General features: G+C 69.7%; 21 protein-coding genes. 3 read left to right on the forward strand and 18 right to left on the reverse strand.

What is annotated here, in order from left to right; translation table 11 throughout:
* Positions 1-17: 17 nt before the first annotated feature.
* The 8 genes from G6N49_RS12970 to mqo form a co-directional block, all read right to left on the reverse strand.
* Positions 18-1,772 (reverse strand): proline--tRNA ligase, encoded by a 1,755-nt coding sequence (locus G6N49_RS12970; RefSeq protein ID WP_064873113.1) that lies wholly within the window; start codon positions 1,770-1,772, stop codon positions 18-20.
* Positions 1,773-1,815: 43 nt separating this feature from the next.
* The gene (locus G6N49_RS12975) at positions 1,816-3,318 is read right to left on the reverse strand and encodes an MFS transporter (protein WP_234789239.1); all 1,503 of its coding nucleotides are present in this window, start codon (positions 3,316-3,318) and stop codon (positions 1,816-1,818) included.
* Between the two features lie 120 nt (positions 3,319-3,438).
* Positions 3,439-4,635: a uroporphyrinogen-III C-methyltransferase gene (gene cobA, locus G6N49_RS12980; RefSeq protein WP_064873117.1), complete on the reverse strand. Its 1,197-nt coding sequence runs from the start codon at positions 4,633-4,635 to the stop codon at positions 3,439-3,441.
* Positions 4,632-5,999, reverse strand: a complete 1,368-nt coding sequence (locus G6N49_RS12985; protein WP_011768192.1) for a cobyrinic acid a,c-diamide synthase CobB — start codon at positions 5,997-5,999, stop codon at positions 4,632-4,634. Before G6N49_RS12985 ends, cobA begins: the two co-directional genes overlap by 4 nt.
* Positions 5,993-6,607: a cob(I)yrinic acid a,c-diamide adenosyltransferase gene (gene cobO / locus G6N49_RS12990; protein ID WP_011559470.1), complete on the reverse strand. Its 615-nt coding sequence runs from the start codon at positions 6,605-6,607 to the stop codon at positions 5,993-5,995. The genes G6N49_RS12985 and cobO overlap by 7 nt, the downstream gene beginning before the upstream one ends.
* Positions 6,608-6,618: 11 nt before the next feature.
* Entirely contained in the window at positions 6,619-8,487 is a 1,869-nt protein-coding gene (locus G6N49_RS12995) for a magnesium chelatase subunit D family protein (RefSeq protein WP_011559469.1), read from the reverse strand.
* Positions 8,484-8,951: a GNAT family N-acetyltransferase gene (locus G6N49_RS13000; RefSeq protein ID WP_011559468.1), complete on the reverse strand. Its 468-nt coding sequence runs from the start codon at positions 8,949-8,951 to the stop codon at positions 8,484-8,486. Before G6N49_RS13000 ends, G6N49_RS12995 begins: the two co-directional genes overlap by 4 nt.
* Positions 8,952-8,963: 12 nt before the next feature.
* The gene (gene mqo, locus G6N49_RS13005; protein WP_234786823.1) at positions 8,964-10,460 is read right to left on the reverse strand and encodes a malate dehydrogenase (quinone); all 1,497 of its coding nucleotides are present in this window, start codon (positions 10,458-10,460) and stop codon (positions 8,964-8,966) included.
* 200 nt (positions 10,461-10,660) lie between these two features.
* Between mqo and G6N49_RS13010 the strand changes: the two genes are divergently transcribed.
* Positions 10,661-11,683 (forward strand): alpha/beta hydrolase, encoded by a 1,023-nt coding sequence (locus G6N49_RS13010; protein WP_011559466.1) that lies wholly within the window; start codon positions 10,661-10,663, stop codon positions 11,681-11,683.
* A gap of 2 nt (positions 11,684-11,685) precedes the next feature.
* Positions 11,686-13,098, forward strand: a complete 1,413-nt coding sequence (gene mtr, locus G6N49_RS13015) for a mycothione reductase (RefSeq protein ID WP_011559465.1) — start codon at positions 11,686-11,688, stop codon at positions 13,096-13,098.
* An 89-nt stretch (positions 13,099-13,187) separates the two neighbouring features.
* Here mtr and G6N49_RS13020 read toward each other — a convergent pair whose 3' ends face one another.
* The 10 genes from G6N49_RS13020 to G6N49_RS13065 are packed head-to-tail and all read right to left on the reverse strand — an operon-like array spanning position 13,188 to position 21,122.
* A complete protein-coding gene (locus G6N49_RS13020; protein ID WP_011559464.1) occupies positions 13,188-13,931 on the reverse strand; it encodes an energy-coupling factor ABC transporter ATP-binding protein in 744 nt (247 codons plus the stop codon).
* Positions 13,928-14,701 carry a cobalt ECF transporter T component CbiQ gene (cbiQ, locus tag G6N49_RS13025; RefSeq protein WP_011559463.1) on the reverse strand — a complete coding sequence of 258 codons (774 nt, stop codon included), beginning with the start codon at positions 14,699-14,701 and terminating at the stop codon, positions 13,928-13,930. Before cbiQ ends, G6N49_RS13020 begins: the two co-directional genes overlap by 4 nt.
* 2 nt (positions 14,702-14,703) lie before the next feature.
* Positions 14,704-15,039 carry a PDGLE domain-containing protein gene (locus G6N49_RS13030; RefSeq protein WP_011559462.1) on the reverse strand — a complete coding sequence of 112 codons (336 nt, stop codon included), beginning with the start codon at positions 15,037-15,039 and terminating at the stop codon, positions 14,704-14,706.
* Entirely contained in the window at positions 15,036-15,734 is a 699-nt protein-coding gene (locus G6N49_RS13035) for an energy-coupling factor ABC transporter permease (protein WP_011559461.1), read from the reverse strand. Before G6N49_RS13035 ends, G6N49_RS13030 begins: the two co-directional genes overlap by 4 nt.
* 58 nt (positions 15,735-15,792) lie before the next feature.
* On the reverse strand, positions 15,793-16,131 hold the full coding sequence (locus tag G6N49_RS13040) for an ArsR/SmtB family transcription factor (RefSeq protein ID WP_011559460.1): 339 nt from the start codon (positions 16,129-16,131) through the stop codon (positions 15,793-15,795).
* Between the two features lie 14 nt (positions 16,132-16,145).
* The gene (locus tag G6N49_RS13045) at positions 16,146-16,868 is read right to left on the reverse strand and encodes a FadR/GntR family transcriptional regulator (RefSeq protein WP_011559459.1); all 723 of its coding nucleotides are present in this window, start codon (positions 16,866-16,868) and stop codon (positions 16,146-16,148) included.
* A 7-nt stretch (positions 16,869-16,875) separates the two neighbouring features.
* Entirely contained in the window at positions 16,876-17,652 is a 777-nt protein-coding gene (locus tag G6N49_RS13050) for a 3-oxoacyl-ACP reductase (RefSeq protein ID WP_179967838.1), read from the reverse strand.
* On the reverse strand, positions 17,649-19,016 hold the full coding sequence (locus G6N49_RS13055) for an aldehyde dehydrogenase family protein (protein WP_011559457.1): 1,368 nt from the start codon (positions 19,014-19,016) through the stop codon (positions 17,649-17,651). The genes G6N49_RS13050 and G6N49_RS13055 overlap by 4 nt, the downstream gene beginning before the upstream one ends.
* Entirely contained in the window at positions 19,013-19,735 is a 723-nt protein-coding gene (locus G6N49_RS13060; RefSeq protein WP_011768191.1) for a gamma-glutamyl-gamma-aminobutyrate hydrolase family protein, read from the reverse strand. Before G6N49_RS13060 ends, G6N49_RS13055 begins: the two co-directional genes overlap by 4 nt.
* A 19-nt stretch (positions 19,736-19,754) precedes the next feature.
* The gene (locus G6N49_RS13065) at positions 19,755-21,122 is read right to left on the reverse strand and encodes a glutamine synthetase family protein (RefSeq protein ID WP_011559455.1); all 1,368 of its coding nucleotides are present in this window, start codon (positions 21,120-21,122) and stop codon (positions 19,755-19,757) included.
* Between the two features lie 188 nt (positions 21,123-21,310).
* Between G6N49_RS13065 and G6N49_RS13070 the strand changes: the two genes are divergently transcribed.
* Positions 21,311-22,840 (forward strand): amino acid permease, encoded by a 1,530-nt coding sequence (locus G6N49_RS13070; RefSeq protein WP_064873133.1) that lies wholly within the window; start codon positions 21,311-21,313, stop codon positions 22,838-22,840.
* Positions 22,841-22,967: the final 127 nt, after the last annotated feature.

Below are 22,967 nucleotides of genomic sequence, written 5' to 3' on the forward strand. Positions count from 1 at the left end.
CCGGGGCATCATTTGTGCTACCGCACGGTGGCGAGGATCTCCGTCGCCGCGTCGTCCACACCGATCTCCCGCTTCTCGCCGCTGAACCGGTCACGCAACTCGACCACGCCGTCGCCCCAGCCGCGGCCGACCACGACGATCCACGGCACGCCGAGCAGTTCGGCGTCCTTGAACTTCACGCCCGGAGACGATTTGCGGTCGTCGAGCAGCACCTCGAGTCCGAGCCGGTCCAGTTCGCCGGCCAGTTCGGTCGCGCCGGTGCGGGCGCCGTCGTCCTTGTTCGCGATCACGACGTGGACGTCGAACGGGGCGACCGCGGCGGGCCACCGCAGGCCCAGCTCGTCGTGCTGCTGTTCGGCGATCACGGCCACCAGCCGCGACACCCCGATGCCGTAGGACCCCATGGTCAACCGCACCGGCTTACCGTCCTCGCCGAGGACGTCGGCGCTGAACGCCTCGGTGTACTTGCGGCCCAGCTGGAAGATGTGGCCGATCTCGATGCCGCGCGCACTGACCAGCGGGCCCGCGCCGTCCGGTGACGGGTCGCCGTCGCGCACCTCGGCGGCCTCGATCGTCCCGTCGGCGACGAAGTCGCGGCCCGCGACCAGCCCGACGACGTGCTTGTTGGGCGCGTCGGCGCCGGTGATCCACGCCGTACCGTCCACCACCCGCGGGTCGACGAGGTAACGAACGCCGTTGTCCAGCAACGCTTTCGGACCCACGTAACCCTTGACCAGGAACGGGTGCCTGGCGAAGTCGGCCTCGTCGAGCAGCGCGTACTCGGCCGGTTCGAGCGCCGCGCCCAGCCGTTTGTCGTCGACCTCCCGGTCGCCGGGCACCCCGACGGCCAGCAGTTCCCACTCACCACCCGGTTCGCGGACCTTCACCAGGACGTTCTTCAACGTGTCGGCGGCGGTGACCGCACGACCGGCGAAGTTCGGCAGGTCGGCGCCGTTGGCCCAGTCGACCAGCGTCGCGATCGTCGGGGCGTCCGGGGTGTCGTACACCACCGCCTCCGGCTGCCCCTCGATCGGCAGGGGTTCGGGCACCCGGGTCAGCACCGCCTCGACGTTGGCGGCGTAGCCGGACTGCGGGCAGCGGACGAACGTGTCCTCGCCGACCTCGCTCTCGGCCAGGAACTCCTCGGATGCGCTGCCGCCCATGGCCCCCGACACCGCGGAGACGATCACGTACTGCACGCCGAGGCGGGCGAAGATCCGCTGATAGGCCTCGCGGTGCAGGTGGTAGGCGGTCTTGAGGCCGTCGTCGTCGACGTCGAACGAATAGGAGTCCTTCATGACGAACTCGCGGCCGCGCAGGATGCCGGCGCGGGGCCGGGCCTCGTCCCGGTACTTGGTCTGGATCTGGAACAGGATCAGCGGGAAGTCCTTGTAGGAGCTGTACTCCCCCTTCACCGTGAGCGTGAAGAGTTCCTCGTGGGTGGGCCCCAGCAGGTAGTCGTTGTCGCGACGGTCCTTGAGCCGGAACAGCGTGTCGCCGTATTCGGTCCACCGGTTGGTGGTCTCGTACGGGGCGCGCGGCAGCAACGCGGGGAACAGGATCTCCTGGCCGCCGATCGCGGTCATCTCGTCACGGACGATCTGCTCGATCTTGCGGAACACGCGCAGCCCGAGCGGCAGCCAGGTGTAGAGGCCGGGGCCGACGAAGCGGACGTAGCCGGCCCGGATGAGCAGCTTGTGGCTGGGCACCTCCGCGTCGGCGGGATCGTCACGCAGGGTGCGCAGGAACAGCTCTGACATGCGGGTGATCACAGCGGACCACCTTAGCCGTCGGTCAGGTCACCGACCTCGTCGGTCAGAGCTCACCGGCGTCGAGCGCGTCCTTGACCTCCTGGGCGTGCGCGACCTGCTGGGAGGTGTAGCCGATCAGCAGTGCCGCACCACCCACGAGGACCGCCACCGCGGCCACCCACAGCAGCCCGTAGGTGTAACCGGCGTCCAGCGCGGCGATCTGGGTGCCGTCCATGTTCTTGACCGGTCCGGTGGTGCCGCCGAGGTACAGCGTGCGGGAGGTGATCACCGCCTGGATGACCGCCAGCACGACCGGGCCGCCGAGATTCTGCAGCATCAGCGTGATCGCCGACACGGGGCCGATCTGGTCGAATCCGACACCGGCGATGGCCGACAGCATCAGCGCGACGAAGATGATTCCGATTCCGATACCGCCGACCACGAGCGGGATCACCAGGTTCGGGAAGTACGGGATGCCGCTGTTGAGCGTCGAGCCGTAGATCATGGCGCCCAGCACCAGCACGCCCCCGGAGATCACCAGGATCCGCGGCGGCAGAATCGGCACCAGCTGCGAGGAGACGGCCAACCCGATACCCATCGCGATGGCGAACGGGATGAAGCCGATCCCGGCGCGCAGCGGGCTGTAGCCGAGAATGTCCTGCACGTACAGGCCGATCAGCACTGAGAGGGTGAACATCACGCCACCGGCCAAGAACACCGCGGCGAACGTGGCGAGCCGGTTGCGGTCCTTGAAGAGCACGAACGGCACCACGGGGTTCTCCGCAGAGCGCTCGACGAAGATGAAGGCGAGCAGGAAGACGCCGGCGGCAGCGATCGACGCGATGGTGACCGACGAGAGCCAACCCTTCTCCGGGCCCATCGAGAAGCCGAACACGGCGGCGGTGCAACCCAGCGTCGCGAGCAGCGCGCCGGTGGCGTCGAGCTTGAGCCGCTCTTTGTGCGTCTCACGGAGCGCGGTGTGCGCCAAGTAGACGATCAGCAGGCCGATGGGTGCGTTCACCAGGAACGCCAGCCGCCACGACACCTCGGTGAGCGCCCCACCCACGACCAGGCCCATCACCGAGCCGACGCCGGTCATCGCGGCGAACACCGCGGTGGCCGCGTTGCGGGCCGGGCCTTTCGGGAAGGTGGTGGCGACGAGCGCCAATGCGGTCGGCGAAGCGATTGCGGCACCGACGCCCTGTAACAGCCGGGCGATCACCAGCGTGACCTCGTCCCAGGCGATACCGCACAGGATCGAGGCGATGGTGAACAACGCGACGCCCACGATGAAGGTGCGCTTACGGCCGATGGTGTCGCCGAGGCGGCCGCCGAGGAGCATCAGGCCGCCGAAGGTCAGCACGTAGGCCGTGATGACCCAGCTGCGGCCCGCGTCGGACAGCATCAGCTCGTTTTGGATCTTGGGGAGCGCGACGATGGCGATGGTGCCGTCCATCGTGGCCATCAACTGCATGCCGGCGATGGCGATCACCGCGGCGAAGAAGCGCCGTGACGGTAACCAGGTCGATGTCTTCGCGCGCCCGACGGACGTCGGTGCGGAGCCCATCGGTTGACCCGTCGTCTGCGCGCGCTTGGACCGGCCTTCGGCGTCGCGGAACATGGCTGCGCGCTCTGCGTCGTTGAGAGCCGTCATAACGAGTTACCTTACAGTACTCTTAGAAATCTTTTATCCGCCGAAGGCCGCGACGGGGCCGATCACGATGATCGCGGGAGGTCGGATCCCTTCGGCACTCATCCGTTCCGGCGCGTCGGCGAGCGTCGCCCGCAAAGTGCGTTGCGCGGTCGTGGTGCCGTGCTGCACGACGAGCACCGGCGTTTCCGCAGGTCGGCCGCCTTCGATCAGCACCTTGGTGAACAGTTCGATCCGTTCGACCGCCATCAGCAAAACGATCGTGCCGGTGAGGGCGGCGAGTGCATCCCAATTGACTAACGATTCGGGGTGATCCGGCGCAACGTGTCCGCTGACCACCACGAACTCATGCGTCACGTGCCGATGTGTGACCGGCACGCCGGCCAGCGCGGGAACGCCTATGGCGCTGGTCACACCGGGTACCACGGTGACCGGGATACCGGCGTCGACGCAGGCGAGCACCTCTTCGTAACCGCGCGCGAAGACGAACGGATCACCGCCCTTGAGGCGGACGACGAACTTGCCCGCCGAGGCGCGGTCGATCAGCACCTGGTTGATGGCGTCCTGCGCCATCGCCCGGCCGTACGGGATCTTGGCGGCGTCGATCACCTCGACGTGCGGCGGGAGTTCGGCGAGCAGTTCCTGCGGGGCCAACCGGTCGGCGACGACGACGTCGGCCTGTGCGAGCAGCCGGCGTCCCCGCACCGTGATGAGTTCGGGGTCGCCGGGGCCTCCGCCGACCAGCGCGACACCGGTGGTCACCGTGTCGGGGTCGTCGCCGGAGATCAGCCCGCCGGCGAGCGCCTCGTGGATGGCCGACCGGATGGCCGCCGAACGGCGGTGCTCACCGCCGGCGAGGACCCCGACCGACAGACCCTCGTATTCGAAGGATGCGGGAGTGACGGCGGTGCCCTCGCGGGCGACGTCGGCGCGCACACAGAAGACGTGGCGGCGTTCGGCTTCGGCGACGACGGCCGCGTTGACGTCGGGATCGTCGGTGGCGGCGATCACGTACCAGGCGCCGTCGAGGTCTCCGACGCGGAAGTCGCGCAGCGTCAGTGTGATTCCGGTCATAGCCTCGACGGCGGGCGTGGCGGCGCGGGCGATGACATGGACGTCGGCGCCGTTGGCGATCAGCAGCGGCAGCCGGCGCTGCGCGACCGTGCCGCCACCGACGATGACGACCTTCCTGCCTGCGAGACGGAGGCCGACGAGGTACGCGTTATCGGTCACCCGGCGAGCTTAGAGCGTGCCGCCGATGCGACGAAGCGGGCGATCGCGTCCGGGTGCGCGGCCGGGTGGGTGTGCAGATAGCCCGCGTGCACGCCGCGGTGCACCGCCCCGTCGGCGACGGTGCCCGTCGACCCCCCGCCGAAGTGCCACGCCGCCTCGTACCGGTGGCTGAATGTCACGGCGGTGCGGTGGAACTCGTGTCCGGTCACCCGCTCCCCCGCGCGGTGCAGCGGTGAGTCGGTGATCGCGATGGCCTGCCGGTAGCCCAGCGTGAGGCGCTCGGTGAACCGCGCCGCACCCGACAACACCCCGCACATGGGCCGGCCGTCGAGGTCGTCGACGAGGTAGGTCAGCCCCGCGCACTCCGCGTGGATCGGTGCGCCCAGCGCTGCCAGCTGCGCGATCTGTTGCCGCACAGGGGCATTGGCGGACAGGTCGGCGGCGTGTTGTTCGGGGAACCCACCGGGGATCACCAGCGCCGACGTGTCCGCGGGCAACTCGTCGGTCATCGGGTCGAATTCGACGACCTCGGCGCCGGCCGCCCGCAGCAGTTCGCCGTGTTCGGGATAGCCGAACGTGAAGGCCTTCCCGGCGGCGAGTGCGACGGTCACACCGGGTGCGGCGGGGTCGGGGACGCCGGGGTCCCAGGGCGCATCGGTGACGGTGGCGCGCGCGTGGGCGACGACGGCGTCGAGGTCGACGTGGCGGGCGATCAGGTCGGTCATCGCGGTGATCGCATCGCGGGCCGCGCGTCCGTGTTCGACGGCGGTGACCAGGCCGAGGTGGCGGGACGGGACGCTCAGCGCCTCGGTCCGCGGGATCGACCCGAACACGGGCAGCCCGGCGTGTTCACACGCCTGCCGCAGCACCTCCTCGTGGCGCGGGGAACCGACCCGGTTGAGGACGACCCCGGCGATGCGGGTCTGCGGGTCGAAGGTGGAGAAGCCGTGCAGCAGGGCGGCGATGCTGTGGCTCTGCCCGCGGGCGTCGACGACCAGGACGACCGGTGCGCCGAGCAGCGCCGCCACATGCGCGGTCGAACCCGTTGCGGGCCCGGACATCTGATCGGCGATACGCCCGTCGAACAGCCCCATGACGCCCTCGACGACGGCGATGTCGGCGCCCGCGGTGCCATGCGCGTACAGCGCGCCGATCAGGTGTTCGCCGACGAGGACCGGGTCGAGGTTGCGGCCGGGGCGGCCGGCCGCAAGGGCGTGATAGCCGGGGTCGATGAAATCCGGGCCGACCTTGAACGGTGCGACCACGTGGCCGGCCCGCCGCAGCGCGCCCATCAAACCCGTTGCGACCGTGGTCTTCCCGCTGCCCGAGGCGGGTGCGGCCACCACGACGGCGGGTATCACCACTCGATGCCCTTCTGGCCTTTGCGACCGGCATCCATCGGGTGTTTGACCTTGGTCATCTCGGTGACCAGGTCGGCGGCGTCGATCAGCGCCTGCGGCGCGTCACGCCCGGTGATCACGACGTGCTGCCTTCCCGGACGGGAACGCAGCACCTCGACCACCTCGTCGACGTCGACCCAGCCCCACTTCAGCGGATAGGTGAACTCGTCGAGCACATAGAAGTCGTGGCGCTCCTCGGCGAGGCGGCGGGCGATCTCGGCCCAGCCGTCGGCGGCGGCGGCCGCATGGTCGTCGTCGCTGCCCGGTTTACGCGACCACGACCAGCCCGACCCCATCTTGTGCCATTCGACGGCGCCGCCGGTGCCGTGCTCGTCGTGCAGCCGGCCGAGCTCACGGAACACCGACTCCTCACCGACCTTCCACTTCGCACTCTTGACGAACTGGAACACCGCGATGTCGAAACCCTGGTTCCACGCGCGCAGCGCCATGCCGAATGCGGCGGTCGACTTGCCCTTGCCGGGACCGGTGTGCACGGCCAGCAGCGGTGCGTTGCGTCGGGCGCGGGTGGTCAGCCCGTCGTCGGGGACGGTCGCGGGACGGCCCTGCGGCATGGCTTCCTCCGTTAGGCGGCGGTGCGGTCGGTCCGGGTGACCAGCCGGGTGAGATCGTCGGCCCGCAGGTGCGCCAGGCGGACGGCGGGCGCGCGCAGCGCCGTGGCGAGTTCCTCGGCCAGACCCAGCCGCACGAACGACGTCTCGCAGTCGACGACCACGGCGGCGGCCCCTTCGGCCACCAGGCGGGCGGCGGCCTCGCGGGTGCGGCCGAGCGGATCCGGTCCCCCGGTGGCGCGCCCGTCGGTCAGCACGACGACCAGACAGCGGCGCGCGCGGTCGCGGGCCTTCTCCCGGACGACGACGTCGCGGGCGGCGAGCAGACCTTCGGCCAGCGGCGTCTTGCCGCCGGTGTCGAACCGCGACAGCCGGCGGCTGGCGATGTACACCGACGTCGTGGGTGGCAGCAGCAGCGTGGCCTCCCGCCCGCGGAACGTGATCACCGCGACCTTGTCCCGGCGCTGATAGGCGTCGCGCAGCAGCGACAGCGTGGCGCCGCCGACCGCGGCCATCCGGTCGCGGGCCGCCATCGAACCCGAGGCGTCGACGACGAAGACCACCAGGTTCCCCTCTTGGCCCTCGCGCACGGACCGGCGCACGTCCTGCACGCCCGGCCGGGGCCGGCCCGGGACCCGCTGGTTCTCCGCGGCGGCCAGCAGCGTGCCGAAGACGTGCAAACCGTGGCCGGTCCCGGCGTCGGCGGTGGCCGCCACGACGGTGCCGGTGCGATTGCGCGCGCGCGACCGACGGCCGGGTGCCCCCTCTCCGACACCGGGGACCACCAGCGTCCTGGTCTTGAACACCGCGGCCGGGTCGCCGCTGCTGCGAGTCTGCGCCGACGACGAATTACCCTGTGGCCGTGACGGTTCCGGCGATTCGCCCGACACTCCCCCGCCCGGCGGGTCCGGCGGTGGTTCGGGGTCGGGGTCCCCGTCGGGAGTCTCGGCGGACTCACCGGCCTGCTCCATCGCCTCGTCGAGGCGCTGCGGGTCCAGTCCGGGGTCGTCGAACGGGTCGCGCCTGCGCCGGTGCGGCAGCGCCAGTTCGGCGGCCACCCGGATGTCCTCCTCGCCGACGGTGAGCTCCCCCCGCCACGCGGCGTGCGCCACCGCGGTGCGCGCGACCACCAGATCGGCCCGCATCCCGTCCACGTCGAACGCGGCGCACAACGCCGCAATCCGTCGTAACTCGTTGTCCGGCAACATAACCGACGGCACCAGGGCGCGCGCTTCGGCGACCCGCCGCGCCAGTGCGGCATCCAGGTCGGCGTGCCGGTCGGCGAAGCCGGTCGGGTCGGCCTCGAACGCCATCCGCGCGCGGATCACCTCGACTCGGACATCGACGTCACGCGACGCCGCGACGTCGACGGTCAGCCCGAACCGGTCGAGCAGCTGCGGACGCAGTTCGCCCTCTTCGGGATTCATCGTGCCGATCAGCACGAATCGAGACTCGTGGGTGTGCGAGATGCCGTCCCGTTCGATGTGCACACGGCCCATCGCGGCCGCATCGAGGAGCACGTCGACCAGGTGGTCGTGCAACAGGTTGACCTCGTCGACGTACAGCACGCCGCCGTGGGCGCGGGCGAGCAGGCCCGGTGAGAAGGCGTGCTCACCGTCGCGAAGCACCTTCTGCAGGTCCAGCGATCCGACGACGCGGTCCTCGGTGGCCCCGATCGGCAGTTCGACGAGCGCACCGCCGTCGACGCGGGACAGGATCTGCGCGAGCCCACGTACGGCGGTCGATTTCGCGGTGCCCTTCTCGCCGCGGATCAGCACGCCGCCGATCTCGGGCCGCACCGCACACAGCAGAAGGGCCAGCAGTAACCGGTCGTGACCGACGATGGCGCTGAACGGATAGGTCGGCGTGGCGGGCGCGGTCACTGGTGGGCCGTCCCGGAACCCGGGCGCAGCATGGGCACGTGCGGGATGCCGTCCTCGACGAATTCGTCACCGGCACGGACGAATCCGTGCCTGGCGTACATCTCCTGCAGATACGTCTGGGCGTTGATGCGGCACGGATGGTCACCGACGTCGGCGAGTGCGGCCTGCATCAGCCGGGCGGTGTGGCCGTGGCCGCGGGCGTCCCTGCGGGTGCAGACCCGGCCGATGCGAAATCCCTTCTGCCCACCGGGATGTTCCTCCATCAGGCGCAGCGTGGAGATCACCTCGCCGTCGGAACCCTCCAGCCAGAAGTGGCGGGTCTCGGCGAGCAGGTCGCGACCGTCGAGTTCGGGGTACGGACAGGCCTGTTCGACGACGAACACCTCCACCCGCAGCTTGAGCAGTTCGTACAGCGTTGCCGCATCGAGGTCCTTGGCCCAGCTGCGGCGCAGCGCGACCGTCATCGTCGCACCACGTCAGGCGGTCACCGTGGTTGCGGGCTCACGGTGTTCGGTGTCGGTTCCGGCGACCGGCAGCCCCGCGGCCGGGTGGTCCAGCTTGAGCACCTTCGTCCCGTGCGCCCAGATCTCCTGGAACAGCTTCGGCTCGTCGGAGAGCTTGGTGCCCAGCGACGGCACGATCTCCTTGAGCTTCGGCAGCCAGGCGGTGTACCGGTCGCCGAAGCAACGCTCCATGACATCGAGCATCGCGGGCACGGCGGTCGACGCCCCCGGCGACGCCCCGAGCAGGCCGGCGATGCTGCCGTCCTTGGCGGCCAGGACCGTGGTGCCGAACTCCAGCACGCCGCCCTTGCCCTTGCGGCGGATCACCTGCACCCGCTGACCGGCGATGTCGAGCTCCCAGTCGGAGTCCCGTGCGCTGGGGGCGAAGTTGCGCAGCGTCTCCACCCGGTCGGCCTCGCTGAGTAGCAGCTGGCCGATCAGGTACTTGAGCAGGCCCATCTCGGTCAGCCCGACACCCAGCATCGACGCCAGGTTGTTCGGCTTGACCGAGAACGGCAGATCGGTGACCTTGCCCTGTTTGAGGAACTTCGGCGACCAGCCCGCGAACGGACCGAACAGCAGCCAGGACTTCCCGTTGATGACGCGCGTGTCGAGGTGGGGCACCGACATCGGCGGCGCGCCCAGGGGCGGCATCCCGTACACCTTGGCCTGGTGGCGCGCGGTGAGCTCGGGATTGCCGGTGCGCAACCACTGCCCGCCCACCGGGAAGCCGCCGAAGCCCTTGGCCTCCTCGATCCCGGCCTTCTGCAGCAGCGGCAGCGCGCCGCCGCCCGCGCCGACGAAGACGAACTTCGCGTTGAGCTTGCGCTTGGCGCCGGTGCGGCGGTTGACCACCTTGACCGACCAGCTGCCGTCGGACTGCTTGTCCAGGTCGCGGACCTCGTGACCGAACAGCGTCGTCATGCCCCGCTGGGCCGTGTAGCCGATCAGCTGCCGCGACAGCGAGCCGAAATCGATGTCGGTGCCGTCCTGGGACCAGTTCAGCGCGACCGGTTCGCGGAAATCGCGTTTGTCGGCCATGAACGGCAGCCGCCGGGCGAACTCGTCGCGGTCGTCGATGTACTCCATCGTCGCGAACAGCGGGTTGGGGACCAACGCGTCGTAACGGGCGCGCAGGTACTCCACGTTCCTTGCACCGCTGACGAAGCTGACGTGCGGGATCGGGTTGATGAAGTTGCGCACATCGGGCAGCACGCCGTTCTCCACGGCGTACGTCCAGAACTGTCGCGACACCTGGAACTGCTCGTTGACGTGCACCGCTTTGGTGATGTCGATCGACCCGCCGGGCCCCTCCGGGGTGTAGTTGAGCTCGCACAGCGCGGAGTGCCCGGTGCCGGCGTTGTTCCAGGGGTCGCTGCTCTCGGCGGCCGCGCCGTCGAGCCGCTCGATCAGGGTGATCGACCAGTTGGGCTCGAGCAGCTTGATCAGGGCGCTCAGCGTGGCGCTCATGATGCCGGCACCGACCAGCACGACGTCGGTCTTGGCTACCTGTGCATCGGACACGGAATCAGTCCTTTTCGTCGCGGCTGTGGGACGGGTTTACCTGCGTCAAGGTTATCCCGCTGGGCTGGGCGGCAACCGTGCGGCCACTGTGCCCTCGATCACCGCTGTCACCTGCGCTGTTCCCGGCACCGCCTAAGGTGACATCCGTGGGCGCACGGGGGCTGAGCTGGGAAGCCGACGTCCTGCCGGATTACCAGCGGCACACCCTCGGGCTCGGCCCCGATCCCGACGGGGAGGGCGACCTGGTCGCGACGCTCGTGCGGCGGGGCGGCCCGCAGCCGGGGGCCCGGCACGCCGTGTTGCTCGTGCACGGGTTCACCGACTACTTCTTCCATACCGAACTCGCCGATCACCTGGCCGCCCGGGGGTTCGCGTTCTACGCCCTGGACCTGCACAAATGCGGTCGATCACACCGGGACGGGCAGACGCCGCACTTCACCACGGACCTGGCGCGCTACGACCGCGAGCTCGAGCAGGGTCTGCGAATCATCGGGGAGGAGACCGACGGCGCCGCCGTGTTGGTGATCGGACACTCCGCCGGCGGGCTGATCGTGTCGTTGTGGCTGGACCGGTTACGGCGGCGCGGGATGACCGCGCGGCTGGGGGTCAGCGGCCTGGTGCTCAACAGCCCCTGGTTCGACCTGCAGGGGTCGGCGGTGCTGCGCTCGGCGGCCACCTCGGCCGCCCTCGGGGCGGTGTCGCGGTTCGGGAAACGCCGGATCGTGCGGGCGCCCAACCCGGGCGGCGGCTACGGCGCCACCCTGCACCGCGACTTCGCGGGCGAGTTCGACTACAACCTCGAGTGGAAGCCCGTCGGCGGGTTCCCGGTGACGGCGGGCTGGATTCACGCCGTGCGCCGCGGCCACGCCCGGCTGCACCGGGGACTGGACGTCGGTGTGCCCAACCTGATCCTGCGGTCGGACCACAGTGTGCGGGAAGCACCGGATCCGGACGCGATGCAGCGGGGTGACGCGGTGCTCGACGTCGCGCACATCGCCCGATGGGCGGGTTGTGTCGGCAACCGCAGCACCATCGCGCCGATCCCCGACGCCAAACACGACGTGTTCCTTTCACTCGCCGAGCCACGGCGGGCGGCCTACGGTGAACTGGATCGCTGGCTGGACTGGTATCTGGGTGAGGGTTCGAACACCATGCGACGGGGGTTATAAGTATGGCGCACTTCGATATCGCGATCATCGGAACGGGGTCGGGCAACACGATTCTCGACGAGCGCTACGTCGACAAGCGGGTCGCCGTCTGCGAGCAGGGCGTCTTCGGCGGCACCTGTCTCAACGTCGGCTGCATCCCGACGAAGATGTTCGTCTACTCGGCCGGCATCGCCCAGAACGTCGGGGACTCAGCGCGTTTCGGCATCGACGCCCGGATCGACGGGGTCCGCTGGAGCGACATCGTGTCGCGGGTGTTCGGCCGGATCGACCCGTTGGCCACCGGCGGCGAGCACTACCGGCGTGCCACGCCCAACGTCGAGGTGTTCGCCAGCCACACCCGCTTCGCCGATGTGCTGCGCGACGGCCGGTACCGGTTACGCACCGAGGACGGTGACGAGTTCACCGCCGACCAGGTCGTGATCGCCGCCGGGTCGCGGGCGACGGTGCCGCCGGCGATCTCCGACTGCGGCGTGCAGTACCACACCAGTGACACGATCATGCGGTTGCCGGAACTGCCCGAGCACATCATCATCGCCGGCGGTGGGTATGTCGCCGCGGAGTTCGCCCACATCTTCTCGTCGCTGGGCTCGCGGGTGACGATCGTCATCCGCGGCACGGCCATGCTCGCCCACGCCGACGACACGGTCTGCGAGCGCTTTACCGACATCGCAGGCAAGAAGTGGGAGATCCGCAGCCGCCGCAACATCATCGGTGGCTCCACCGACGAGTCGGGCGTCACCCTCAACCTCGACGACGGGTCCGCGCTGCACGGGGACGTGCTACTGGTCGCCACCGGCCGGGTGCCCAACGGGGACCGCCTCGATGCGCACCTGGCGGGCGTGGCGGTCGAGGACGGTCTGGTGCGCGTCGACGAATACCAGCGGACCACCGCGCGCAACGTCTTCGCATTGGGCGACGTCTGCTCGCCGTATCAGCTCAAGCATGTCGCGAATCACGAAGCGCGGGTGGTCAAGAACAATCTGCTCGTCGACTGGGACGACACCGATGCGCTGATGCCGGCCAACCACAGCAACGTGCCGTCGGCGGTGTTCACCGAACCGCAGATCGCCTGCGTCGGGCTCACCGAGAACGAGGCGCGCGCACGGGGCCACCGGATCAGGACCAAGGTCCAGGACTACGGCGACGTGGCCTACGGGTGGGCGATGGAGGACACCGAGGCGTTCGCGAAACTCATCGTCGATGACGACACCGGGCTGCTGCTCGGTGCGCACATCATGGGCCACCAGGCGTCGTCGATCATCCAGCCCCTCGTCCAGGCCATGGCGTTCGGGCTGCCCGCCCAGGACATGGCGCGCGGCCAGTACTGGATTCACCCCGCGCTGCCCGAGGTGGTGGAGAACGCGCTGCTGGCCCTCTGCGGTGAGCCGCCGTGGCCACCGGCACGGCGGCACTGAGGTTTTCGGCCTTCTCCGACTTGCGTAACGCAGTGGCGGCTCCGGACGCGATTTTCCGCCCCAGCGTTACGCAAACCGTGCACCGGCTGTCACGACGGCCGCGGCATCGCGAAACCCCACGGCAGCTCGAGACGGTGGGCCGCCAGGAGCGCCGCGTCGGCGAGCAGTTCCCCGATCGGGCCGTCGGCCACCACCACACCGGCGTCGACGATCACCGCCCGCTCACACAGCTGAGCGGCGTAGGGCAGGTCGTGGGTGACGATGACCATCGTGGCCCGGATGGCCCGCAGGGTCTCGGCGAGTTCGCGGCGCGCGACGGGGTCGAGGTTGGCCGAGGGTTCGTCGAGCACCAGGATCTCGGGTTCGCACGCCAGCACGGTCGCCAGCGCGGCGCGCCTGCGCTGTCCGGCCGACAGATGGGTAGGGCTGCGATCGGCCTCGGCGGTGAGGGAGACGGTGGCCAGCGCGCGACGCACCCGCGCGGCCAGTTCGTCCCCGCGCACACCGAAGTTGGCGGGTCCGAACGCCACGTCCTGGGCGACGGTGGGCATGAACAGTTGGTCGTCGGGGTCCTGGAACACGAGGCCGACGCGTCTGCGGATGTCGGCGAGTGTCCGGCGCCCCACGGTGGTCCCGCCGATGCGCACGCTGCCCGCGGTCGCCTCGAGTACCCCGTTGAGGTGCAGCATGAGCGTGGTCTTGCCCGCCCCGTTGGGCCCGAGCACCGCGACCCGTTCGCCGACACCGATGGTCAGGTCCACCCCGGCGAGCGCGACGTGGCCGTCGGGATAGACATGGCGCAGTCGTTCGATGCGCACCGCCGGCGCGGTCACCGCACCGCCCACGCCGCCGTCGCCACCACGACGGCGGCCGCGGCGGGCAGCAGCGCCACCGCCCACTGCCCCGTCCGCGCTCGCGGCGGCGCCCCGACGGCGGCCAGATCCGGTGCGCGACCGTCGAAACCCCTCGACAGCATCGCCAGATGGACGCGTTCACCGCGTTCGTAGGACCGCAGGAACAGCGCACCGACGCCCTTGGCGACGGCGCCGGCCTGGTGCAGCGCGCGGGGCGAATCGCCGCGTGAGATCCGGGCGATCCGCATGCGGCCCGCCTCGGCGACCAGCAGGTCGACGTAGCGGATCATCAGCACGAGCACCGAGGTCATGACGGCCGGGACCCTCAACCGGCTCAGGGCCGCGGGCAATTCGGCTGCCGGGGTGGTCGCGGCGACGGTCAGCGCGGCCGCGACGCCGAGCGTGCCCTTGGCGACGATGCCCCAGGCGGCGTGCAGCCCGGTGACCGAAAGCGACACGCCGGCAACGTCGATCCGCTCACCGCCCTCGGCGAATGGAAGCAGCACCGCAAGCACCACGAACGGCGCCTCGATCAGCATGCGGGGCAGCGCCCAGCGCGGCGGGATGCGCGCGGCCCACCACACCGCGACGACGATCACGCCGAAAACCACATACGGCCACACCAGTTCCCGCGGCGCGGCGACGACGGCGAGCACGAATGCCACCAGGCAGACGATCTTCGTCTCGGCCGGCATCCGGTGCACGGCAGAGTCTGCGTGCCGGTAGAGCGGATGCGCGCCCGCACCCACGGCTATCTCCTGCTGCGGCGGCCGCGGGCGATGAACCAGAACAGCGCCGACCCGGCGGCGGCCGTCACGACCACACCGACCACGCCCGCCACGCCGTTCGTTCCGGACCGGCCGCCCACGGTGTAGTCGGCCAGCGGTGAATCGGCCAGCGCGTGCTCGTCGGCGTGCCGGGCGATGCAGTCCCCGGTCAGCGACTCGCCCTCGGCGGTCTCGACGACCTCGCAGCCACGCAGCGTGGTGGCGTCCAGTCCGTCCGGGCTGGCGCTCGCGGCATAGGACAGTGCGCCGGCCACGACGAGGGTGACCGCGGCGCAGGCGATCCAGAAGAGCCTGGTCATACCGGCACCTCGGCCCGCGTGCTGCGCATCAGGTACACCAGATCCGGGCGCACGCGTGCGACGGCCACCACCGTGAGGGCGGTGATGACGCCCTCCCCCACCCCGATCAGAGCGTGGGTGCCGCCCATGTAGGCCAGCACCGCACCCAGCGACGCGGGCGCCGCGCCACCGATGCTGTATTCGAGCACGAAACCCATTGCTGCGCAGAGAGTTCCGATCAGGGCGGCGACGAATGCGACGACGCCGACGGCCGTCACCGGCACCCGGGCCCTGCGCCGGACGAACGCGTAGAGCAGCACCGCGGTGCCGTAACCGGCGGCCACGCCGATCACCGCCATGTTGGTGATGTTGGCGCCCAGAGCGGTGATCCCACCGTCGGCGAACAGCAGCGCCTGCACCGTCAACACGAGCGCGATGCACAGGGCACCGGTGAAGGGGCCGACGAGGATCGCGGCCAGCGCCCCACCCAGCAGGTGACCGCTGACGCCGGGCAGGATCGGGAAGTTCACCATCTGCACGGCGAAGATGAACGCCGCGACGAGGCCGGCGAGGGGTACCGCGCGCTCGTCGAGTTCGGATCTCGCACGGATGACGCAAAATCCAAGCGCGGCAACGGCTATCGCGCCGAATAGCAGCGACGTCGGCGCGTTGACGATACCGTCGCTCATGTGCATGGCGACGTGGTCGACGTTCACTCCCCGAGCGTAGGACCGCTGCGCACATCTGTCCAGGTGAACAGATGTTCAGAGGAGCTCAGCCGTGCCGGGCGCCGATCCAGTGCAGCAGGTCGTGCACGACCTCGTCGTCGAGGCGGTAGCTGACCGCCCGGCCCACGCGTGTCGAGCTCACCCAGCCCTGCTGGCGCAGCACCCGCAGCGCCTGCGACACCGCGTTCTCCGAGCGGCCGAGCGCCGCGGCGAGATCGCTGACGCAGATGCCGGGCGCGCGGTGCAGGCTGAGCAGGATCTCCAGCCGGTGCGGATCGGACAGCAGATCGAAGCGCTGCGTCCAGCCCGAGGTGTCGACATCGGCCAGCGCCGAGGTCGCCCGCTCGACCTGACTGTGATCACCGGGTTGCTCCACTGCTGACAATCTAATCCACGACGCTAGTCGAGGAAGCCGTGCAGCAGCGCGGCCGAACCCGCGACGTGCGCCCGCATCGCCCGCTCCGCCGCATCGACGTCCCCGGCGAGGATGGCGATGACGATCTCGTGGTGCTGATCGTCGGAGTGGGCGATGTTGCGGGTCAGCAGCGGGATCTGGTCGAGCATCGCGTTGAGTCGCATCCGGTTCTCGGCCACCAGCGGCACCAGCGACGGCGAACCCGCCGCCTCCGCGATCGCCAGGTGCAGCCGGGAGTCGAGCCTGCGGTAGTCCTCGGGGGCCGCTTCGCGGACATCGGCCAACCGGGTCCACAGGTCCTCGCGCTGCGCCGAGGTCAGCGTGCGCCCCGCCGCCGTCCGGGCGGCGCCGACCTCGAGGATCTCCCGCAGCCGCAGGGCGTCGTCGATCTCCTCGCGGGTCAGCCCGCGTTCGGCCCGCGTGTGCCGGGGCAGTTCCTCGGCGAGGAAGGTGCCGCCGTAGCGGCCGCGGCGCGACACCAGATACCCGGCCTCGGCCAGCGACTTGATGGCCTCTCGGACGGTGTCCCGACTGACCCCGAGCCGCGCGGCGAGTTCCCGCTCCGGAGGCAGGGATTCACCGGGGGCGAGCACACCGAGCCGGATGGTCTCGAGCAGCCGGCCGACGGTGTCCTCGAAGGCGTTCCCGAGCCGGACCGGGCGCAGCAGCGTCTCGCTGGCGGGCAACGGTTCCGGCTGGGGACTCATCTCGGGCCTACAGCGGCGTGACGTAGTGGCCGGTGATACCGCCGTCGACCAGGAACGTCGAGCCGGTGATGAACGACGCGTCGTCGCTGGCCAGGAACGCCACCGCGGCGGCCAACTCCGCCGGTTCGGCGAAGCGCCCCATCGGCACGTGCACCAACCGCCGCGCCGCGCGTTCGGGGTCCTTGGCGAACAACTCCTGCAGCAGCGGGGTGTTCACCGGGCCCGGGCACAGCGCGTTGACCCGGATCCCCTGTCGCGCGTACTGGATTCCGAGTTCACGGGACATGGCGAGCACGCCGCCCTTGGAGGCGGTGTAGGAGATCTGCGAGGTCGCCGACCCATTGACAGCGACGAACGACGCGGTGTTGATGATCGACCCCTTCTGCGCGGGCACCATGTGGCGCAGCGCGGCCTTGCAGCAGAAGAACACCGACTTCAGGTTGATGTCCTGCACCCGGTCCCACGCGTCGATCCCGGTGACCTCGATCAGATCGTCTTCGGGCGGGCTGATGCCGGCGTTGTTGAAGGCGATGTCCACCGAACCGTGTTCCTCGGCGGCGGTGTCGAACAGCGCGTCGACGGCGACCTGGTCGGACACGTCGACCTGGACGAAGGTGCCGTTGAGGTCGTCGGCGACGGTCTTACCGGTGGCCGGGTCGATGTCACCGATGACGATGGTGGCGCCCTCGGCCCGCATGCGCTTGGCGGTGGCGAGTCCGATGCCGCTGGCGCCACCGGTGATGACGGCGACCTTGCCTTTGAGTCGTTGGGTGAGATCCATCAGGGTGCCTCCTGCACGGCAAAGAACACGTTCTTGGTTTCGGTGAACGACAACGGGGCGTCGGGCCCGAGTTCGCGGCCCAGTCCGGACTGTTTGAACCCGCCGAACGGGGTGTTGTACCGGACCGAGGAATGCGAATTGACCGACAGGTTCCCCGATTCCAGTGCGCGGGAGACCCGCACCGCCCGTGACAGATTCTCGGTCCAGATGGAGCCCGACAGTCCGTAGGGGGTGTCGTTGGCGAGCGCGACGGCATCGGCCTCGTCGTCGAACGGCAGGACCGTCACCACGGGTCCGAAGATCTCCTCGGTGACGGTGCGGTCGGTGCGCTGCGGGGTGAGCACCGTCGGCGCGAACCAGTAGCCGCGGCCCTCGGGTGCGGTGCCGCGGAAGGCGACGGGCGCGTCGTCGGACACGTAGGACGCCACCGACTGCCAGTGCTTCTTGCTCACCAGCGGGCCCATCTCGGTGTCGCGCGCCGCCGGGTCGCCGACCTTGACGCCCTTGACGGCGGGTTCGAGCAGTTCCATGAACCGGTCGTAGACGTTGCGCTGCACCAGGATCCGGCTGCGCGCACAGCAGTCCTGCCCGGCGTTGTCGAAGACCCCGTAGGGCGCGGTGGCGGCGGCCTTCTCCAGATCGCAGTCGTCGAAGACGATGTTGGCGCTCTTACCGCCCAACTCCAGCGTGACCCGCTTGACCTGTGCGGCGGCACCGGCCATCACCCGGGTGCCCACTTCGGTGGACCCGGTGAACACGATCTTGCGCACGTCGGGATGGGTGACGAAGCGCTCGCCGACCACCGACCCCCGCCCGGGCAGCACCTGGAACAGATCGGCGGGCAGGCCCGCCTCCACCGCGAGTTCACCGAGGCGGATGGAGGTCAGCGGCGTCCACTCGGCGGGTTTGAGCACCACCGCGTTGCCCGCGGCGAGCGCGGGCGCGAAACCCCACGCCGCGATCGTCATCGGGAAGTTCCACGGGGTGATCACGCCGACCACGCCGAGGGGCTCGTTGAACGTGACGTCCAGACCGCCCGCCACCGGGATCTGCTTACCGGACAACCGTTCCGGGCTCGCCGAATAGAACTGCAGGACGTCGCGGACGTGGCCGGCCTCCCACTCGGCGCTGCCGATGGGGTGTCCGGAGTTGGCGACCTCCAGTGCGGCCAGCTCGTCGATGTGCGCGTCGACCACCGCGGCGAACGAGCGCAGCGCGGCGGCGCGTTCGGCCGGCGCGAGCCGTGCCCACGTGCGCTGCGCCGACTTCGCCCGCGCCACCGCGTCGTCGACGCCGCCGACGTCGAGCAGGTCGACGGTCCGCAGCACCTCCTCGGTCGCCGGGTTGATCACCTCACTGGAGGTCACGTCCGTACCCTTTCCATCGCGTATCGGTTCGCGGCCGCCACCACCGCGGCGAACAACCGCAGATCGTCGAGCCGCTCTTCTGGGTGCCACTGCACCGCCACCACCCACCGGTCGGGATGCCGCTCGCGGTCGAGTTCGACCGCCTCGATCACCCCGTCGTCGTCACGGGCGCTGACGATCAGGCCGTCGCCGACCCGGTCGATCGCCTGGTGGTGGTAACACTGCGCATCCGAGGTCGCGCCGATCAGATCCGCCAGCCGGGTGCCGGGTTCGGTCCACACCGCCGAGGTGCCGAACACCGCGTTGCCCTTCTGGTGGTGGGTGTGGCCGATCACGTCGGGCAGGTGCTGGTGCAGCGTACCGCCCAGCGCGACGTTGAGAATCTGTGCGCCGCGGCAGATTCCGAGCACCGGCACACCGCGCCGCAGCGCCTCGTCGAGCAGAGCGAACTCCCACGCGTCGCGGATGCGGTCGGGTTCGTCGGTGGTGGGGCGGGGCGTCTGTCCGTAGCGGGCGGGGTCGACGTCCTTCCCGCCGGTGAGGATCAAGCCGTCGAGTCCGTCGAGAACGCGGGCCGCCGCGCCGGAGTCGACCGGCTGCGGGGGCAGCAGTACCGCGACGCCACCGGCGAGGTTGACACCCTGGAAGTAGATCGCTGGCAGGAAGCTCGCGTGGACGTCCCAGACTCCGGTCTGGGCCTGCTGCAGGTAGGTGGTCATCCCCAGCACGGGGGAAAAGTCAGAGCCGCTCAAAACCGCGCACCCTTTCCCAGTCGGTCACCGCGGCGTTGAACGCGTTCAGCTCCACGCGCGCGTAGTTCAGATAGTGGTCGACGACGTCGTCGCCGAACGCCTCGCGGGCGATCTCGGAGCGGTCGAACAGTTCGGCCGCCTCGGACAGCGTGGTGGGCAGGCGTTCGGCCCCACTGGTGTAGGCGTTGCCCTTCACCGGATCCGGCAGTTCGAGTTCGTTCTCGATGCCGTACAGCCCGCCGGCGATGAGCGCCGACACCGCGAGGTACTGGTTGACGTCGCCGCCGGGCGCGCGGTTCTCCATCCGCATACCCGCCCCCTGCCCGACGACGCGCAGCGCGCAGGTGCGGTTGTCGAAACCCCAGGCGATCGCCGTCGGCGCAAAGCTGCCTTCGGCGAACCGCTTGTAGGAGTTGATGTTCGGCGCATAGCACAGCGAGAACTCGCGCATCGTCGCGATCTGGCCGGCGATGAAGCTGCGGAACAGCGGTGTCATACCGTCTTCGGCGTCCTCGTCGGCGAAGACGGTACTACCGTCGCTGCCGCGCAGCGAGATGTGGATGTGACAGCTGTTGCCTTCGCGCTCATCGAATTTCGCCATGAACGTCAGGCTCTTGCCGTGCTGGTCGGCGATCTCCTTCGCGCCGTTCTTGTAGATGGTGTGGTTGTCGCACGTCACCCGCGCGTGGTCGTAGCGGAACCCGATCTCCTGCTGGCCGAGGTTGCACTCCCCCTTGACACCTTCGCAGTACATCCCGGCGCCCTCCATCCCGAGCCGGATGTCGCGCAGCAGCGGCTCCATCCGGGTGGAGGCCAGCATCGCGTAGTCGATGTTGTAGTCGGTGGCCGCCGTGAGGCCCCGGTAGCCCGCCGCCCACGCCGCGCGGAACGAGTCGTCGAACACCATGAACTCGAGTTCGGTGCTGGCATAGGGCACCAGGTCCCGCTCCGCGAGCCGGTCGATCTGGCGGTTGAGGATGCTGCGCGGCGCCTGGGTCACGGGCCGCCCGTCGGTCCACGACAGGTCGGCCATCACCAGCGCGGTGCCCGGCAGCCACGGGAGCAGGCGCAGCGTGTCGAAGTCCGGCGTCATCACCATGTCGCCGTAGCCGGTCTCCCAACTGGAGATCGCGTATCCGCCGACGGTGTTGTTGTCGACGTCGACGGCCAGCAGGTAGTTGCAGCACTCCGCGCCGTGTGCGGCGACGTCGTCGACGAACAGGCGCGCCGAGATGCGTTTGCCGGTGAGTCGGCCCTGCATATCGGTGAACGCGACGATGACCGTGTCGATCTCGCGCTCGGACACCATGCGTTCGAGGTCGGCCTGCGCCAACATGCCGGTTCGGGTCCCCATGTGCGCACCTTTCCGATGGGCCCCACCGATGACGCGGAGCCGACCTTTACCCAGCGATGTGCCGGATGTTCTCCCCGAGGTTTACACGATCGCTACCCACAAAGGTAGGACACCAGACCTTTGGCATCTTATGCTCCATTTTGCGGTGCGCGCTGGCCGCCCCCAGACCTCGTCTCGAGGAGTGCGCGATGGCAGACGACCGGCTGAAATCCTCCGGCGCCACCTACAGCCAGGCCGGCGAAGGGTATTTCGAGAAGCGGCAACTCAAGCGCACCGCCGGGTTCTGGGGCCTGTGGGGTATCGGCGTCGCGGCCGTCATCTCCGGCGACTTCTCCGGATGGAATTTCGGCATCGGCGAAGCCGGCTGGGGCGGGCTCGCCGTCGCCTCGGTCCTCATCGTGATCATGTACTTCGGCATGCTGTTCTCGATCGGCGAGATGTCGGCGGCCATGCCGCACACCGGCGGCGCCTACTCCTTCGCCCGCGCCTCGATGGGGCCGTGGGGCGGCTTCATCACCGGTTTCGCCGAGACCATCGAATACGTCTTCACCACCGCGGTGGTGGTGTTCTTCTCCGCCAGCTACGCCGATGCGGTCACCAGCGAACTGTTCGGCCTGAGCATGCCGGGCTGGGTGTGGTGGCTGATCCTCTACGCCATCTTCGTCGGGTTGAACTCGTGGGGTGCGGCGCTGTCGTTCAAGTTCGCGCTCGTGGTCGCGATCATCTCGATCGGGATCCTGGTGCTGTTCGGCGTGCTGGCGATCGCCAACGGCGCCGTCGACTTCAGCCGGTTGTTCGACATCGCGCCGGACCCGGCGGCCGCGGGCTCCAGTGACTTCCTGCCCTTCGGCTGGGTCGCGGTGCTCTACGCGCTGCCGTTCGCGATGTGGTTCTTCCTCGGCATCGAGGAGTTGCCGCTGGCCGCCGAGGAGGCCCACGACCCGGCCCGCGACATCCCGAAAGCCGGTATCTGGGGGCTGATCTCGCTCGTGGGTTGCGGAGCGATCGTGTTCTTCCTCAACCCGGCGGTGACCGGTTCGGAAGCACTCGGCGCATCCGACGAACCGCTGCTCGACGGGTTCCGCGCGTTCCTCCCCGGCAGCCTGGCGGCCGTGTTGTCCGCGTTCGCGCTGATCGGTCTGCTCGCCAGCCTGCAGGGCATCATGTACGCCTACGGCCGCAACCTCTACTCACTGAGCCGCGCCGGCTACTACCCGAAGGTGCTGTCGCTGACCGGTTCCCGGCAGACCCCCTACATCGCGCTGATCCTCGGCGCGGTCATCGGGTTCGTCGCGCTGGTGGTGGTGAGCCTCAACGAGGGGGCGGGCGACGTGGTCCTCAACATCGCGGTGTGGGGTGCGGTGCTGGCCTACATGCTGCAGATGATCTCGTTCGTGCTGCTGCGCCGCAACTTCCCCAACGCGCGGCGGCCGTGGGTCAGCCCGACCGGCAACGCGGGCGCGATCGTGGCGCTCGTCATCGCGGCCATCACGTTCGTGGGCGTGCTGGTCAACCCGACCTACCGTCCGGCGGTCATCGCCATCGTCGTCTTCTACGTGATCGGCCTGCTGGTGTTCGGGTTCTACGGCCGCCATCGCCTCGTGCTGTCGCCGGAGGAGGAGTACGCGGTCACCGGCGGTCTGCACGGCTACGACCCGGAGGCCGAGGGTCTGGGCGGCACGATCGAGGACGAGATCCTCAAAGGCCACACCGACTGAATGTGAGGTAGGCCATTCGGAGCGCATACACCGTGCGCAACGGGGGTACCACCCGCGCGTGAGAACGAACGATCCGCGGATGGCGATTCACTCGGCAGCTCCGCGCCCCGAACGCGGCCACGGTAGG

The sequence above is a fragment of the Mycolicibacterium monacense genome (assembly GCF_010731575.1).
Taxonomy (GTDB): domain Bacteria; phylum Actinomycetota; class Actinomycetes; order Mycobacteriales; family Mycobacteriaceae; genus Mycobacterium; species Mycobacterium monacense.

Bases quoted from the DNA above. Each gene is read 5' to 3' on its own strand.
- G6N49_RS12975 (WP_234789239.1), bottom strand. From the start codon at position 3,318: ATGGGCTCCGCACCGACGTCCGTCGGGCGCGCGAAGACATCGACCTGG.
- G6N49_RS13045 (WP_011559459.1), bottom strand. From the start codon at position 16,868: ATGAGTCCCCAGCCGGAACCGTTGCCCGCCAGCGAGACGCTGCTGCGC.
- mtr (WP_011559465.1), top strand. From the start codon at position 11,686: ATGGCGCACTTCGATATCGCGATCATCGGAACGGGGTCGGGCAACACG.
- G6N49_RS13070 (WP_064873133.1), top strand. From the start codon at position 21,311: ATGGCAGACGACCGGCTGAAATCCTCCGGCGCCACCTACAGCCAGGCC.
- mqo (WP_234786823.1), bottom strand. From the start codon at position 10,460: ATGAGCGCCACGCTGAGCGCCCTGATCAAGCTGCTCGAGCCCAACTGG.
- G6N49_RS13000 (WP_011559468.1), bottom strand. From the start codon at position 8,951: ATGACGGTCGCGCTGCGCCGCAGCTGGGCCAAGGACCTCGATGCGGCA.
- G6N49_RS13065 (WP_011559455.1), bottom strand. From the start codon at position 21,122: ATGGGGACCCGAACCGGCATGTTGGCGCAGGCCGACCTCGAACGCATG.
- G6N49_RS13030 (WP_011559462.1), bottom strand. From the start codon at position 15,039: ATGACCAGGCTCTTCTGGATCGCCTGCGCCGCGGTCACCCTCGTCGTG.
- G6N49_RS13060 (WP_011768191.1), bottom strand. From the start codon at position 19,735: ATGACCACCTACCTGCAGCAGGCCCAGACCGGAGTCTGGGACGTCCAC.
- cobO (WP_011559470.1), bottom strand. From the start codon at position 6,607: ATGCCGCAGGGCCGTCCCGCGACCGTCCCCGACGACGGGCTGACCACC.